The following is a 14,327-nucleotide window of genomic DNA, read 5'->3' as shown; positions in this document are numbered from 1 at the left end:
CCAGTCCCTGCGTGATTCGAGACATCGGACGGCAGGAGGTGAGTGAGCCGAACGCCTTTGAAATCTCGACCCGCGTTCACGGCGGCCTGGCGCCTTGTCGAGTGGCTCATGTGAGACGCTCATAAGGCTCCCACGCGAAATGACTTGATTGAGCGCCGCAAGAGAGCGTCACTTGGATACCGGGATAAGGATGGAATAATGGCTGATCGTCAACGGCTTACGGAGAAACTGGTGCGCGCCGCGGAGGCGCGCGGGCGATACTACCAGGTCTTCGACTCCGAGGTGGTTGCCTTCGCGCTGGCAGTTCAGCCTTCCGGCACCAAGGCATTTGTCTTGAACTACCGCGTGAGCGGCCGGCAGCGGCGGTACACGATCGGGCGCTGGCCGGATTGGACGGTTGTAGCGGCGCGGGAACGCGCGAAGGAACTGCGCCGGGAAATGGAGGCTGGACACGACCCGCTTTCGAACCGTGAGGCGACGCGGGAAGCGCCGCGCATCTCCTTGCTCGTGGAACGCTACATCGAGGAACACGTCCCGACGCTGTCGGAGCGCAATGGCGCTGATCAGGTCTCGATGATGCGAAGGTTCGTGGAGCCCGAATGGAAGAACCGGCTCGTAGAAGAAATCACCCCGGCAGATGTCGAGCGCCTGCTCACAAGGATTGCAGAAGGTCGGGCGAGGCCGGCCAAGAAGAAGACCACGCGCAAACGTGAAAAGCCGCTCAAGTCAGCAAGGCCCACGCCGGTACGTGCGAACCGGGTTGGCGAGGTGCTGCGCAAGATGTTCAACCTCGCCATCAAATGGAAGATGCGCGAGGACAACCCGGCCGCGGGCTTTCGGCGGCGTCCCGAGACCGAGCGCGAGGTGTTTCTGTCGCTCGAGGAGATCGGGCGTCTGGGTGCCGCGCTTGAGGCGGCGGAGGATCAGCGCGCGGCCGGCATCATCCGTCTCTGCATGCTGACCGGCGCCCGGCTCGGGGAGGTGCGGCAAGCTCGCTTCGAGCAGTTCAATCTGGACTATGCGGTCTGGACCAAGCAGGCGGCGACCACCAAGCAGCGGAAGGTCCACCGGGTGCCCATATCACCCGATGCGGTGGCACTCATTCGACTGCGGCAGGAGGTAGTCCCGGCCGGCTGTCCTTGGCTCTTCCCCGGAGATGTGGAGGGCCAGCCGGTGCAGGAGATCCGGAAGTTCTGGTATGCGATCCAGAAGGAGGCGAAGCTGCCGAAGTTGAGGATCCACGATCTCCGGCACACATTCGCTTCGCTGCTTGCCTCGGGCGGCGCGTCGCTTTCGATGATCGGTAAGCTGCTCGGGCACACCCAAGCCAAGACCACGCAGCGCTACGCCCATCTAGCCGAGCAGCCGCTTCGCGATGGTGTCGGTTTTGTGGCTGAGGCTATGCGATCACGCCCGCGCCTTGTCCACGCGGCTGAGTAAGCCTCCCATTGGTGCGCCCAAGCTTCCGGGTAGACAGGTCAATCGGAACCTGGCAACGGGGACAGTCCAAGTTCCTTGAGAAACGCGTTGTGCTTTACAGTCGCCTCTCGGATTTTCTTTTCGATTTCCAGCAACTCTTCGTGCGTAGCTGACAAGTCGATCTCGACCTCAGGCTTGGCCGTGCTTACGTAGCGCGAGATGTTCAGATTGAAGTCATTGGCCTCAATCTCGTCCATCTCCACGCGCCTCGCGTATCGCTCGATTTCCTTTGGACGCTGTTGGTATGTGTCGATGATTGTCGCAATATGAGCGTCGGAAAGGTAGTTCTGTCGCTTGCCTCTCTCGAAATGCTCGGATGCGTTAATGAACAGTACGTCCTCGGGCTTCTTGCACTTCTTCAAAACCAGGATGCAGACCGGGATGCCGGTCGAGTAGAACAAGTTCGCCGGCAGGCCGATGACAGTATCGATATGCCCGTCATCCAGGAGCTTGCGGCGGATCTTCGCTTCAGCTCCGCCGCGAAACAACACGCCGTGCGGCAAGATGATCGCCATCACACCGTCGTCTTTCAAATAATGAAACCCGTGGAGCAGGAACGCAAAGTCAGCTGCCGATTTCGGAGCCAGTCCGTAGTTCTTGAAGCGCACGTCCTCGCCCAACGCTTCGGTCGGGTCCCAGCGGTAGCTGAACGGCGGGTTGGCCACCACGGCGTCAAAATAGGGTTTCTTAGCTGGGTTTGTCTCGCGGAGCATGTCCCAGTCGTTCGTCAGCGTGTCGCCATGGTAGATCTCGAACTCAGAGTCCTTCACCCCGTGCAGTAGCATATTCATTCGCGAGAGGTTGTAGGTGGTGATGTTCTTTTCCTGCCCGTAGATCTTCCCGATTCCGTGCGGCCCCATGCGCTTGCGCACGTTGAGCAGCAGGGAGCCCGAGCCGCAGGCAAAGTCCATCACGCTGGCGAGGTGTTTCCGTTTGCCGGCCTTCGGTTCCTGGCTGTCGAGCGTGACGATCTCGGAGAGGATGTCCGAAATCCGCTGCGGTGTGTAAAACTCCCCCGCCTTCTTGCCCGATCCTGCGGCGAACTGGCCGATCAGGTACTCGTAGGCGTCGCCAAGAGTGTCGCTGTCGGTCGAGAACTCCGCGAGGCCCTCGGCAATCTTCGTAATGATTGTGCAAAGCTTTGCGTTCCGGTCCGCGTAGGTCTTGCCGAGCTTCTCGGAGCCGAGATTGATCTCTGAGAACAGGCCCGAGAACGTACTCTGGAAGGACTCATTCTCGATGTATTTGAAGCCGGTCTGGAGCGTGTTGAGCAGCTCGCTGTCCTGAGTGCGGGCCATGTGGGCGATATTGGCCCAGAGATGCTCAGGGCGGATCACATAATGCGCCTTGAGCCGCATCTGCTTTTCAAAGGCAGAGACATCCTCCTGGTTGTCTTCATACCATGCCTGAAGCTGCGTGTTGGCGCCCGTCTTCAACAGCACGTCTTCCGGAAGATCAGGGAAGTCGCGTCCGAGTTCTTTCTTCGCCGCCTGCTCGTAGTTGTCAGAGAGGTAGCGCAGAAAGAGGAAGGCGAGCATGTAGTCACGGAAGTCATCCGCGTTCATTGCACCACGCAACTGATCGGCTATGGCCCAGAGTGTTTTGCCAAGCTGTTTTTGGTCCTGATCAGTCATGGATTAGCTTTCGGTTGGGGGGCTACAGGAGCAAGGTCGGGCACTGCAAAACCAAATTTCTCGACAACATCCGTGAGAATTTTTTTGAACAGGTCTTTGTTGTCTTCAACCATTTCAACCGGTTCTGTGATGGCATATTTTCCGTGGCTCAAAAGATTTAGAGCGCGGTTGTAAAGGACTTCGTCTTCCAGCCCCTCAAGGCAAATCCGCAGATCATCATGGCCGAGAAAACTGGCCGTTCTCTCGAGGATGCTTCTTAGCGCATTGAAATGATAGGTATACAGGGTCCCGGACTCAACGCATTTTCGAAGCTCGGCGAGGGTCGCGACGTGATGGAAGTACGGTGTATCGCTGGTCGCTCGCAGAGTGAAGGTACCGTCGGAGTCGGGCCGGTGCAAAAAGTAGCGCTTGGTGCTGACCTTTTCCTGACCGTCCCGTGTCCGCCCGATCTCGTTGCACATGACATTGAAGAAAAGCGCGTGATGCGAGGAGAACACAGTGCGGAGCGGATCCGGCTCGCCCTGCGCGTTTTTGCGAGAGGCAGCTTTGCGAAGGAGAGCGGCCAAGTCACAGGCGATGGCGATGGCATTATTATCGTCCAGCGAGGAGATGGGATCATCGATGTAGAGGTGCTTGACCCGCTCATAAGATGCCAGTCCATCGATGGCCCTCTCACAGATCGCCATAAACATGCACCAGATGAAGATCTTCTCTTCACCACGGGAAATCTTGATCCGTTCTTCGTCATCTTTTCGGAAGGTCACGACCCAATTCTCATAATCAATATCAAAATCGAAATCTGTATAACGTGACAAGTAGCCCGCGATGGTCTCGTCGAGCGCTAAGTCCTTTAGGCCATCGAAGAACGAGGAGTTTTCGTTAATTTTCAGGTGCCGATCAGTGTCGTCATCCAGGTCATTGTGCCAGACGAAAAGATCCTCGGTAAACGCGTTGAAGTAGAGCGTATCAGATATCCCTTTCGCCTTTCGCTTGCTGATGTCCTTGAATTCCATAGATAAGCGCGTTTTTCCGGTTCGGTTGTAGGCGTAAAGCAAAACGCATTGGGTGTTCGTGAGATCGCTGCGGAGCCTACCCGCTAGGGTTTTCAAATTCTTGTACTTATGGACCTTCGGCGTATTGCTCACGGCTTCTGACCCTCCAAGGACGGAAACAGCTGCTGTAGAAGGCCCTTCTTATGGCTCACAAGAGAGTCAAGCCTACGAACTTGTGCAGAAAGTACTGCGTCTAGGTCAGAGAGGCATTTGGCGATGCGTTGCTGCTCAGGGAGACCGGCAAGCTGCAATTTCAGCTTCCGCTGTGCTGTGATTGGCACTTGGTTCCGAGTGGACTGCGCCATAACGCCTGAATATTGAGCGACAAAGTTCGGGCTCGCTAAGCCATATTTTAGGAAGTCATTGGACAGGAATTTGCCATTGCATCTAAAGTAGGTCGCAGTTGTGCTGAGGATTACAAAATCACGGTCAATGCTCAACTTTGCAACCGGCCCAACTGTCGCGTTGTGTGCGAAAAGAATGTCCCCGTCTTTGGCGACCCCCTTCTTGAACTGACGTGCTCTGTCGATTGGAAGGCGTCTGCACTTTGAAAAATCGACTTCGCCATTCATGAAGTCGTTCGCCGAAATGTAGGGTACTCCGCCTTTGTCCTCTGTGAACTCCTCGGCCCTTGGGTACAGCGCACCATGGTTCCCGTCGAGATGGCCAACAATTAGATTCTTGTCCATCATCTCTTGGATGCTCAGCTCCTCCCACTCTTTTTCGTTCTGGAATTCAGGAAAGCGAAGAACGGGCAGATTTTTTTCTGGTTGGGGAAAAAGCTGCTGCAATAACCCTTGTTTGTGCTGCCGCAGGGCATCGAGTTTCCGGGTCTCTGCCTCAATGAGATCGTCCAACGAACCGAGGCAGTCGGCAATCTTCTGCTGTTCCGCCACTGTCGGTGGAAGAGGGATCGTAATTCCATAGAAAGTCCCTGCGCTGATGTTCAGAAGACCATTGCTTCTGGCTCCGCTGGTGATGTGTCGGATAAGTTGGCGACCATGACCATTATCCTCAAAGAAACCCAACACGAAGCTGGGTTCGATATGGTCATGCAAGCGAAAGCAGTGGAATGCATTCGACGCCGCCGCTTCGTCGAGCTCCGTCAACTGATAGACACAGCCTTGAGGGAATCTCTTCGAATTACCTCTATTATACGCCAAGTCACCACGGCGGAGCCGAATGTATTTGCTATACTGAGCACCTGAGATGTCTCTGCCAAACTTTTCGGATTGCGGTACAAATCCCTTTCCCGCTGAAATACTGACTGGAGTTAGGCGGGTGTCACCTACCGTCTCATTCACACGATCGCAGATTTCATCCAGTTGCTTTGCGAGCCAAAAGGCGTCATCACTGAAACTTGGGAACCGGAGCTTTGGAACCAACCGATGTGTTTTCTTCGCCGTCATCAAGCGCCACCGTGCTCGTATGCGTCGAGACCAGAGATGTCCCGTCCGTGAGCTCGCTTATTCAGGAGCGGCACCAAGTCAGCCATCAACGCCAGTTCGCGCTCACGCCGTTCACGCCAGCCCAGATCGAGCGGCGCCATCAGATCGGTGAGCTGTTCGCCGTCGAAGATCATGCGCTGCAGGATCCTGTCGACGAAGTCAGCGAGGGCCTCGGTCGTAAGGCCGTGGGCCTGCGAAAGCTCCTCAATTTCTGTCCTTTGCTTCCGGGCCTTAAACTGTTCGTATCCATTGCGGATCGCAGCCTCATCAAGCGCTTCTCCTTCCGTCAGTGAGCGGACGTATTCGGTGATTTCCTCCCGTTCATCAAGAAACTTGGCGTCCGACTGGATCAGGCCGATGAGCTGGTCGCGGCTGATCTTGACCTTTTTCGGGTCCTGACCCGAGTACTTCGCAATCAGCTTCATGATGTAATCGTAATCGATGACAGCCGAGGCAAAGAGGACGAACTCAAAGTCGAGTTGGTCGACGTCGGGGTTGGTGGGCTCGCCATCCCCACCGGGCTTGCCCTGCTGCTCTTTCAGCCGCTGCGCGGTTTCGAGATATACGCCGCGGAAGGCGCGCAACTCATCTTTGGGGAGGGTCTGTTCGATTTGCTCTCGCTGCTCGTCCGTGATGTCGGTGTACTGGTCGAGTTGCGTCTGGAGGCGCTGGACCTCCTTGAAACGGTTGATGAACTGGGCACGCGCGTCGTCGCCCATGAGGTTATTCACTTGATCTGGCTTGGCTTCGAGACCCTGTGACTTCATGAAATCGCCGAGGTCGGCGACGGCTTGCTTGTAGTTGTCGATGACGACGGGGGCCTTGTCGACCAGCCAAATCTCGCGGGCCCGGTCAGCCTGAGCGCCGGAGAACATCGCGATGGCAGCGTCGACGCTATTCTGCTGGTCACGGAAGTCGAGGATGTGGCCGTAGGGCTTGGTCGCGTTAAGAACGCGGTTGGTACGTGAGAAGGCCTGGATCAGGCTGTGGTGCTTGAGATTCTTGTCGACGTAGAGCGTGTTGAGGAACTTGGCGTCGAATCCGGTGAGAAGCATGTCTACGACGATGGTGATGTCGATCTTTTCCTGGCCCTTGCGAGGCAGGTCGCGGTTGGGGAACTGCTGATCCTTTATGCGCTGCTGAACGTCCTGATAGTAGAGGTCGAATTTGTTTATGTCGTGGTTCGTGCCGTACCGTTGGTTGTAGTCGGCGATGATGGCCTTCAGCGCGGCCTTCTTGCCCTCAGGGTCGTGTCGGTTGTCCTCTTTTTCCTGGGGTAGATCCTCTTGTATCTGCTTGACGTCTTTGTTCCCTTCCGCAGGTGGGGAAAAAACGGCAGCAATCTTGAGGGGGACGAACTCGGGGTCGGCGGCCTGGCTCTCGGAATGGAGTTTCTTGAAGACCTCGTAGTACTCAATGGCGTCGTTAATCGATGCGGTAGCCAGCAGCGCGTTAAAGCGTCGGCCTCCTGTCGCGGCATCGTGCTTGTCGAGGATGGCCTGCGCGACCGCTTGCTTCGTAAAGGTCTGACCAGGCTTGAGGGCGGCGGCGTCTTTTGGCTTGTAGTAATCGACGTGAAAGCGGAGGACGTTTCGATCTTCGATCGCGTGCGTGATAGTGTATGCGTGCAACTCTTTCTGAAAGAGGTCCTCGGTGGTTCGAAGCGTAGCGACATCACCCTCGATCTGCTTGACGGTCGCGTTCTTCGGAAAAATCGGCGTCCCGGTGAAGCCAAAAAGCTGTGAGTTCGGAAAGAATTCCTTGATGGCTTTGTGGTTCTCGCCGAACTGCGACCGGTGGCACTCGTCGAAGATGAAAACCATCCGTTTGTCTCGTAGCTGCTCGAGCCGCTGCTTGAACGTTGACCGCCCTTGGGCGATGCTCTTCTTGTTGTGCTTGCTGTTCTCGTCGAGGGCCAATCCGAGCTTCTGGATCGTAGTGACGATAACTTTGTCCGCGTAATCGTCTGATTGGAGGCGGCGTACAAGCGCTGCGGTGTTGGTATTCTCCTCGACGCAGTTCTCTTGGAACCGATTGAACTCCTCACGGGTCTGGCGATCGAGGTCCTTCCGGTCAACGACGAAGAGGCATTTATGGATGCTCTCGTTGGTCTTCAGAAGCGTCGATGCTTTGAAAGATGTAAGCGTCTTGCCGGAACCGGTCGTGTGCCAGATATACCCGTTGCCACAGTTCTGATCTATACAGTCAACGATCGCCTTGACGGCGTAGATCTGGTAGGGGCGCATCATCATTAGCTTCTGCTCGCTCGCGATCAGAACCATGTACCTGCTGATCATGTGGCCGAGCGTGCACTTGACGAGGAACCGGTCAGCGAAGTCGTCGAGATGAGTGACCTTTGCGTTGTCGTCATCCGCGAATTGGTAGATCGGAAGGAACCGCTCGTCCGAATCGAAGGCGAAATGGCGTACATTGTTGTTGGCGAAGTACCAGGTGTCCGTGCGGTTGCTGACGATAAAGAGCTGTACGAAGCACAGGAGCGTCTTGGTGTATCCGTTCCCCGGATCGTTCTTGTAATCGACGATTTGCTCCATTGCCCGCCGAGGGCTGATCCCAAGCGACTTTAGCTCGATCTGCACAACAGGGACGCCATTGATGAGGAGCATCACATCATAGCGATGATGGCTATAATCAGTATTTATCCGGAGCTGATTGATCACTTCAAAGGTGTTTTTGCACCAGTCCTTAATGTTGACGAGGGTGTAATTGAGTGGAGTGCCGTCGTCTCGGATGAACGCTTCCCGGTTTCGAAGGGCCCGGGCGGCGTCGTAAACATCCGGGGTAACGATCTCGTCGAGTAGCCGTTTGAACTCGCCGTCGGTGAGCGTGACGCGATTGAGTGCTTCGAATTTTTCCCTGAAGTTTGCTTCAAGCGCAGCTCGATCGCGGATGTCCGTGCGATACTCATACTTGAGGTCTTGCAGCTTCGCGAGAAGGGCCTCTTCAAGATCGCGTTCAGGTTTGTTCATCGCCATCGCGGGGCCTCACACGTTTCGGGTTGTGCTACGTCGGTACGGTCACCCATCGCGAAATGTGAACGCGAGCCGAGGCTGTCTTCCATGTCGCTGACGCAGGAGACAACGTTCTTTGCAGATGCTTGGTCCATCATTCCTTCCGCCCGCTCTCGCTTGGGCGAGCATCGACCATGCCCATCTCGAAATTCTTCAACCGCTCATACTCTTCTACCGCCATCACCACTACAACCGGCCTCCCATGTTTGGTGACCATGACTGGCTCAGCGCGGGCCAGGTCGACTAGCCGGCCGAAGCCATACTTCGCTTCTTTTGCGCTCAAGACTTTCATAGCGAGACCTTCCCTATGCGAACGGCAATGTTGGCCAAATTGGCCCAAGTTGCAACAACTGCCGTTGCGCGAGATCAGCGAAGGAGAATCGTCACGCCCGCTCGTGCATGGCCTGCCAGAGCGGCGTGATCCGCCGGCGGATGGACCGCTCGTCCGGGGCTTCGGCACTCGGCGAACGGTCGATGAACCACTGCTGCATCTCGGCGACCAACTCGCCCTGCGTTTCCGGCACCGTTCGCCGATGGATCTGCAAAGCCAGATGGGCGAGCATGCCCTCCCAATCATATCGAGTGCTGGAGCCACTTGTGCCGTTCGCTCGCCGAAGAACCTCATGTTCTTCTTCGAAACGAGCGACCTCCGATGACGTCACAATCAACTCATGGGCATCCAACAGAATGCCCTCCGGCGGCGCAACTATGTGCCTCCACTCGCAAGACCCGGGTGGTGCGATACGTCGGACTCGGATGGGTGTTGAGCGTTCGCGGTTCGCGAGGAACATCGGTGTCAGGCAGACGGCACAGATATTGACGAGGCCGATCAGCGCTTCTCCGTCGCAGAGTGTGGGATCGATGACGGCGCTGATCTGAATATGATCCGTGAGCGCCCATTGGACGATGTCCGAGCGGAGGCAATCCCAGCGGTTTGCCAGATCTTGGAGTGGCCAAAAGGCCCGAGGTGGTAATGCCATTTTTTGTCCATGCCCCTACGTGCGGCCCCCATCGCATGCCCAAATTCATCTATGTGCGTGCTTTGACGGCCGCAACTGACAGGAGACATAACCCAACGGAAACTATCGGAAAACAGTGCGAGTCGCGACCAACACGTTTAGCAACCACCGGATCAGAGTGGCACAGGTTGACGGAGGCGTTGCCGGTTGCCGTTACGAGCGCGCTTCTCCGCAACGCTCTCTCCAACCCCGTTGTTTTTGAGGGTGGCGCGGTTTCTTGAGCCGTTTGCCTCCCTGCCACCCGTGCCAACCTGTCTTTCTCAGCCTCAGATCTGAATTGGAGGTTGAAGCGATGCAGGAAGACGAAACTGGCAGCAACTCAGAAACGGGAAACCGCGGGCTCCTGGACGGCTGGATCACGCGCGCCGAACTGGCGGTCGAACTTGCCGTCTCGATGGATACGCTTTGCCGCTGGGATACGCGTCGGATTGGCCCTCCCAGCGTGCGAGCCGGACGAAAGGTTCTCTACCGCGTCGAGTCCGTGCGGGCCTGGTTGCATGACAAGGAGAACAGGAAGGCGAAGGGGCGAAAATGATCCGGCTCCGGAACGAGATCGCCAGGGATGGCGACGGTCGAAAACTGCTCCCCCAATGGGACAACCGCGTGAAATTTATTTCCGGAACCGCGGCGGCGGCACTCATGGTCGTGATGCTGGCGCATATGGCGCTGCGGACGAGCATCGCGCTGCCGACCATCATCGAGCAGTCGGAGGCCCGCGCGACATGGTGATCTCCAACCGTCTGCTTCGCTTCGTCCATCGAAATGCCACACAAAATGCCGCGCCGAACGCGGCACAGCGGGAGTATTGCAAATGAACGGGGTTACTGTGCAGGCTTGGATACGTCCGGAGTATCGAACGCGACCGGATCGCGAATATGAACTAGTCGAGACGGAGTTTTCGGACTTCGCCGCCTTCCTTCAGGCCATGGCCGAGGACACGGTCATTCCCTGTAACATCCTGATCGCCGGGCGCGGCGTTGAGGCCGGCGAACGGATCATCCACAATCGGATCTCGACCGTGTTGCGTGGCTCGGCCGTTATGCGGGCGCAGATTCCCACCTGGCACTTTGTCGAGGCGGCGGGGTGATCGGGGATGAGCGCTCCCTCCACAATCGGTGGTCGGCGCGGAAATCCGGAGGCCGACATCCAGCGCCTCATTGTCCGGACACTGCGGACAGTCCTGCCACGCGGGGCCATTGTCCACCATAGCGCCAATGAGATCCGCGGTGGGCCGAAAGCCCAGCGCGCGCAGGCCATCAATGTCGGTATGGGCGTTCATCCGGGTTTTGCCGATCTGCTTGTGATCTCGGAGGGACAGGTGCTGTTCCTCGAGGTGAAATCGAAAGCCGGACTGCTGTCGGAGCGGCAGGCCGCATTCCGCGACATGGTGCGGGCGCAGGGCCTGCCCTGGGCAATGGTCCGATCCGTCGATGAGGCGCTGGGCGCGCTCACGAAGCACGGTTTCCGAACCCGTATTGCGGGAGCGCCATGATGAGTGTGCAGGCGATCACCTGGGCCTATGCGGTCGAAGATCTCGATGATCCCATCGAGGCGTTCATCCTCGTCACGTTGGCGAACCATGCCGATGAATACGGCGTGCTGTGGATCAAGCAGGCAACGCTGGCAGCTCGTTGCAGATGCTCCAAGCGCAGCGTCATACGGCGGCTGCAGTTGCTCGAGCAACGTGGTCTGGTCCGACAACTGCACCGGCGCCGCGCGAACGGATCGCAGCAGTCGAGTGCTTTCCTGCTTGTCGGGTTCGAAGACCGTCGTCGCCCTCGGACACCGGATGAGCATCCAGTTCTCGAAGAGCAATATCTGGCGGGTTTGCTGGACGCGGCCACTATCGGGGTGACAGCCTGTCACCCTGCCGCAGGGTGCCCACCAGACACCGCCAGGGTGACTGATGGTCACTACCCCGGTGACTGCCAGTCACCCCTTGAACCGTCTTCTTATACGACTCCTGAAACCTACCCCCCTTACCCCCCTTCAGGAGCCGATAGATCTCAGCAGGGAGTTTGCAATGAAAGAGAACCAGTTCGACGCCAACGATCCGCCCACGGCGGCAAACCCGCTGCCTCGATCTGGGAACGCGCCGGGGATGAAGCTGTTGCGCGGGTGGATGCGAAGGACGCTGAACGAGCGCGTGCGCGATCCGATCCCGGCAGCGGAGCGTGCCGACATGGTGGCGATCGAACGCGCGCTGTCCGCCTCGTTGTCAACCGCGACGACGAGTGAGCTGCGGCAGGCAGTGACCGGGTTGCTCAACCACTACCCAGCGCGGCCATTGTCAGAGAATGCCGCCGCCGCAGTTCTCGAGGATTGGATCACGGATCTTCGGTCGTATCCGGCGGACATCATCCTGGCGGCATGCCAGCAATGGCGCCGGGAGCCGAACACGTTCGCGCCGACACCGGGTCACATCATCGAGCTGGCGGAGCCGATCATGCGGGTGCGGCAGCTTTATCTGCGGATGGTGCGCGACGCGCTGGGCGTCGAGGCGAGGCACGTGCCCGAACGCAAAGCCGGCTGAAAGGAACGAACATGGCGAGCAGGAACCTGACACCGACGGAGATCGGGGAGCGCTTTGAAGAGGCTGCGCTGACACTGAAGCGGATGCCGAACCCGCCAGGCAGCGGGCCATCTGGCTACGGATCGAGCTGGCCGGCCTATGTGCAGGAGGCAAAGCACGCCTATGGCTACCATGAAGCCCGGATGCGCGTAGTTCCCAACGCGGCGGAGATCCAGCGCATGGAGGAGGCGCTCGACTGGTTGCGCCTGATCAACCATCCCGAGCCGGGACGCGCCGCCATAGACCGGCGGATTGTCTGGATGCGGGCGGATGGTCATCGCTGGCGAACGGTCTGTCGTACGGTAGGGCTCGGACGGTCTCAGGCTTGGCGTCGCTGGTCGGCAGCACTCATCCAACTCTCCCGCGCGCTGGGTAAGACTCGGCGCGATCGGTCGGGGCGTAGGGCCAATGGAAAAACCTGGGTCGACGGCTCTACTACCGATCAAGCGTAGCCATAATCTCTTTATCATTCAGTGCCTTTGCTCTAGCGTCGCGACAAACAAGGCGCAGTGGTATTTATGGCATTTGAAATTCGCTCTGAGGAAGAGGCCTGGGAAGTTCTGGATGGGTTGGTCCACGGCCGCATCAAGATCGACAGTATTGAAGACATCGAGCTCGGCGATTGGGTAAAATCCACGCTATACATACCCAATCAGCGATACGATTCCGCTCTCAACGCCTATATGATGCGCGGGTGGATCGATGCGCAGGCTGCGATATATCGCTCCTACGCGCTTGTCGCGCATGGTGAGGCGAACGGTCGTCTTCTGTCCGACGTCGAGAAGGACGAACTTGAACTTATTGTCAAAGTCAAAAGCGGGAGTTCCGATCAAGAAGCGCAACTGATGGATGTCATCGGCGAGGTTCTGACAGGAGCAGTGGACAAAATGGACCCGACAACCCTTGCTATTGTGATCGTCGGATTGGCGCTCATTTGGGCCGGGCAAGCAACCATGCGCTCTTGGCTCCAAAATAGAAAGGAAGAGCGGCTTGCCGAGTCAAACAACAAGACAATGATTCAGGCGCTCGAAACGATCCAGACCGTCGCCGCAGGAGATAAAGAAAAGCAGGCTCTTATTCAGGGTGCCATACAACAGTCCCCTGTATTGAAGGGATTGAAGGATGAAGCCGACGGAGCCAAGCAATCGATGGTTCGTCATGCCTCGCAAACCGATGCGGTTGTAAATGGCATTAACTTGCCTGCGGGAGCGGCCTCGGCAATCACGACTTCAACCCGCACTAGCGCAGAAGAAGAACGCAAGGATGGCGCTTACTACATCAGAAAAGTCGACACGACGGTGCCGGATGGTTTCCGGGTGCACGTCGAGCACATGGACAGCGGTGAGGCGTTTCAAGCGAGCGTCCAAGAGGTGATGTCTTCGCTCGAAGACCGCCAGATCATTCAAGACGCGGAATGGAACAAGGTTCCGGTGCGTCTGCAAATCAATGCGAAGGTCAAGAAAAGCCAGGTGCTGGACGCCATCATCTTGCGTGCCGACAAATATGAACATCCTGAAGAAACGACGAAGAGTCGAACGGCCGACACCGACAAGCAGAAGGTCCGCCGCGGCGATTGAACCGTGAGAAATGCGGGCTAGACCGATGTTGGATGCACGGCAAAGCGGCGAGCGTTGGTGCTATTAGGCCCAGAAGTGTACCAATTTTCGTAGAACTCGCTGTGGTTGCGAAAACGCTCGCGTCGGCGATCGACCATTCGCCTTTGAGCGTGGGCAGTTTTGCCGAGCTTCGCGGCGGTGCAGGACGAGGACGCAGAAAAGACCCAGCAACAGGACGTTCACGAAGTGCAAGTAGATCCCGAAGCAACGGCTTTTGTGCCGCGCAGAGGTCAGGCCAATTGAGATCAATCCTATCAGCGCCCTGCAAAGGGCATCGATGACTGCTCGCCGTCGCTGGCGCCCAAGACCCCGGATTCATCGGTGCCTTCGACGGCTTCGTGCGGGTCCGATCCGTCGCGCGGACGGCGCAGCACGTATCATAAACGGCGCGACAAACCGCCGGTTTTGCGGGCATATTCATGGCATGATCGGGAGGGAGGTGACCTGCCCCCCGTTGGTCCCTCAGTCATAACGAGAG

At 57.5% G+C, this 14,327-nt stretch carries 14 protein-coding genes and 1 pseudogene; 9 read left to right on the top strand and 6 right to left on the bottom strand.

What is annotated here, in order from left to right:
• Nucleotides 1–198: 198 nt before the first annotated feature.
• Nucleotides 199–1,440 carry a tyrosine-type recombinase/integrase gene (locus AX756_RS20815; protein ID WP_068316585.1) on the top strand — a complete coding sequence of 414 codons (1,242 nt, stop codon included), beginning with the start codon at nt 199–201 and terminating at the stop codon, nt 1,438–1,440.
• Nucleotides 1,441–1,478: 38 nt separating this feature from the next.
• On the opposite strand, the gene AX756_RS20810 is transcribed toward AX756_RS20815, so the two are convergent.
• The 6 genes from AX756_RS20810 to AX756_RS25780 form a co-directional block, all read right to left on the bottom strand.
• Nucleotides 1,479–3,113 (bottom strand): type I restriction-modification system subunit M, encoded by a 1,635-nt coding sequence (locus AX756_RS20810; RefSeq protein WP_068316584.1) that lies wholly within the window; start codon nt 3,111–3,113, stop codon nt 1,479–1,481.
• Nucleotides 3,110–4,258, bottom strand: a complete 1,149-nt coding sequence (locus AX756_RS20805) for an AAA family ATPase (RefSeq protein ID WP_068316583.1) — start codon at nt 4,256–4,258, stop codon at nt 3,110–3,112. Before AX756_RS20805 ends, AX756_RS20810 begins: the two co-directional genes overlap by 4 nt.
• A complete protein-coding gene (locus AX756_RS20800; protein WP_068316582.1) occupies nt 4,255–5,574 on the bottom strand; it encodes a restriction endonuclease subunit S in 1,320 nt (439 codons plus the stop codon). The genes AX756_RS20805 and AX756_RS20800 overlap by 4 nt, the downstream gene beginning before the upstream one ends.
• Entirely contained in the window at nt 5,574–8,606 is a 3,033-nt protein-coding gene (locus AX756_RS20795) for a type I restriction endonuclease subunit R (protein ID WP_156461597.1), read from the bottom strand. The genes AX756_RS20800 and AX756_RS20795 overlap by 1 nt, the downstream gene beginning before the upstream one ends.
• A 130-nt stretch (nt 8,607–8,736) precedes the next feature.
• Nucleotides 8,737–8,934 carry a type II toxin-antitoxin system Phd/YefM family antitoxin gene (locus AX756_RS20790; RefSeq protein WP_068316580.1) on the bottom strand — a complete coding sequence of 66 codons (198 nt, stop codon included), beginning with the start codon at nt 8,932–8,934 and terminating at the stop codon, nt 8,737–8,739.
• Nucleotides 8,935–9,025: 91 nt separating this feature from the next.
• Complete coding sequence (locus AX756_RS25780; RefSeq protein ID WP_156461596.1) at nt 9,026–9,205, bottom strand: hypothetical protein; 180 nt, start codon at nt 9,203–9,205, stop codon at nt 9,026–9,028.
• Between the two features lie 748 nt (nt 9,206–9,953).
• Here AX756_RS25780 and AX756_RS20780 point away from each other — a divergent pair.
• The 8 genes and pseudogenes from AX756_RS20780 to AX756_RS20750 all read left to right on the top strand — a co-directional run bounded on the left by AX756_RS20780 (nt 9,954) and on the right by AX756_RS20750 (nt 13,810).
• A complete protein-coding gene (locus AX756_RS20780) occupies nt 9,954–10,196 on the top strand; it encodes a transcriptional regulator (protein ID WP_068316577.1) in 243 nt (80 codons plus the stop codon).
• Nucleotides 10,197–10,264: 68 nt separating this feature from the next.
• The gene (locus tag AX756_RS26670; protein ID WP_269432971.1) at nt 10,265–10,390 is read left to right on the top strand and encodes a hypothetical protein; all 126 of its coding nucleotides are present in this window, start codon (nt 10,265–10,267) and stop codon (nt 10,388–10,390) included.
• 82 nt (nt 10,391–10,472) lie between these two features.
• On the top strand, nt 10,473–10,748 hold the full coding sequence (locus AX756_RS20770) for a hypothetical protein (protein WP_068316569.1): 276 nt from the start codon (nt 10,473–10,475) through the stop codon (nt 10,746–10,748).
• A 6-nt stretch (nt 10,749–10,754) separates the two neighbouring features.
• A complete protein-coding gene (locus AX756_RS20765; RefSeq protein ID WP_068316568.1) occupies nt 10,755–11,153 on the top strand; it encodes a VRR-NUC domain-containing protein in 399 nt (132 codons plus the stop codon).
• A pseudogene (locus tag AX756_RS26805) lies at nt 11,150–11,344 on the top strand (helix-turn-helix domain-containing protein); the annotation flags it as partial. The gene AX756_RS20765 and the pseudogene AX756_RS26805, both read left to right, overlap by 4 nt.
• Before the next feature lie 340 nt (nt 11,345–11,684).
• Nucleotides 11,685–12,194, top strand: coding sequence for a hypothetical protein (locus tag AX756_RS20760; protein ID WP_068316567.1), 510 nt, complete (start codon nt 11,685–11,687; stop codon nt 12,192–12,194).
• Between the two features lie 11 nt (nt 12,195–12,205).
• Nucleotides 12,206–12,685 (top strand): DUF6362 family protein, encoded by a 480-nt coding sequence (locus tag AX756_RS20755; RefSeq protein WP_068316564.1) that lies wholly within the window; start codon nt 12,206–12,208, stop codon nt 12,683–12,685.
• 66 nt (nt 12,686–12,751) lie between these two features.
• Complete coding sequence (locus AX756_RS20750) at nt 12,752–13,810, top strand: hypothetical protein (RefSeq protein ID WP_068316562.1); 1,059 nt, start codon at nt 12,752–12,754, stop codon at nt 13,808–13,810.
• Nucleotides 13,811–14,327 lie beyond the last annotated feature (517 nt).

This window comes from Aliiruegeria sabulilitoris (assembly GCF_001558155.1).
GTDB classification, from domain to species: Bacteria; Pseudomonadota; Alphaproteobacteria; order Rhodobacterales; family Rhodobacteraceae; genus Tropicimonas; species Tropicimonas sabulilitoris.
This window is presented reverse-complemented; position numbering and strand designations above follow the sequence as displayed.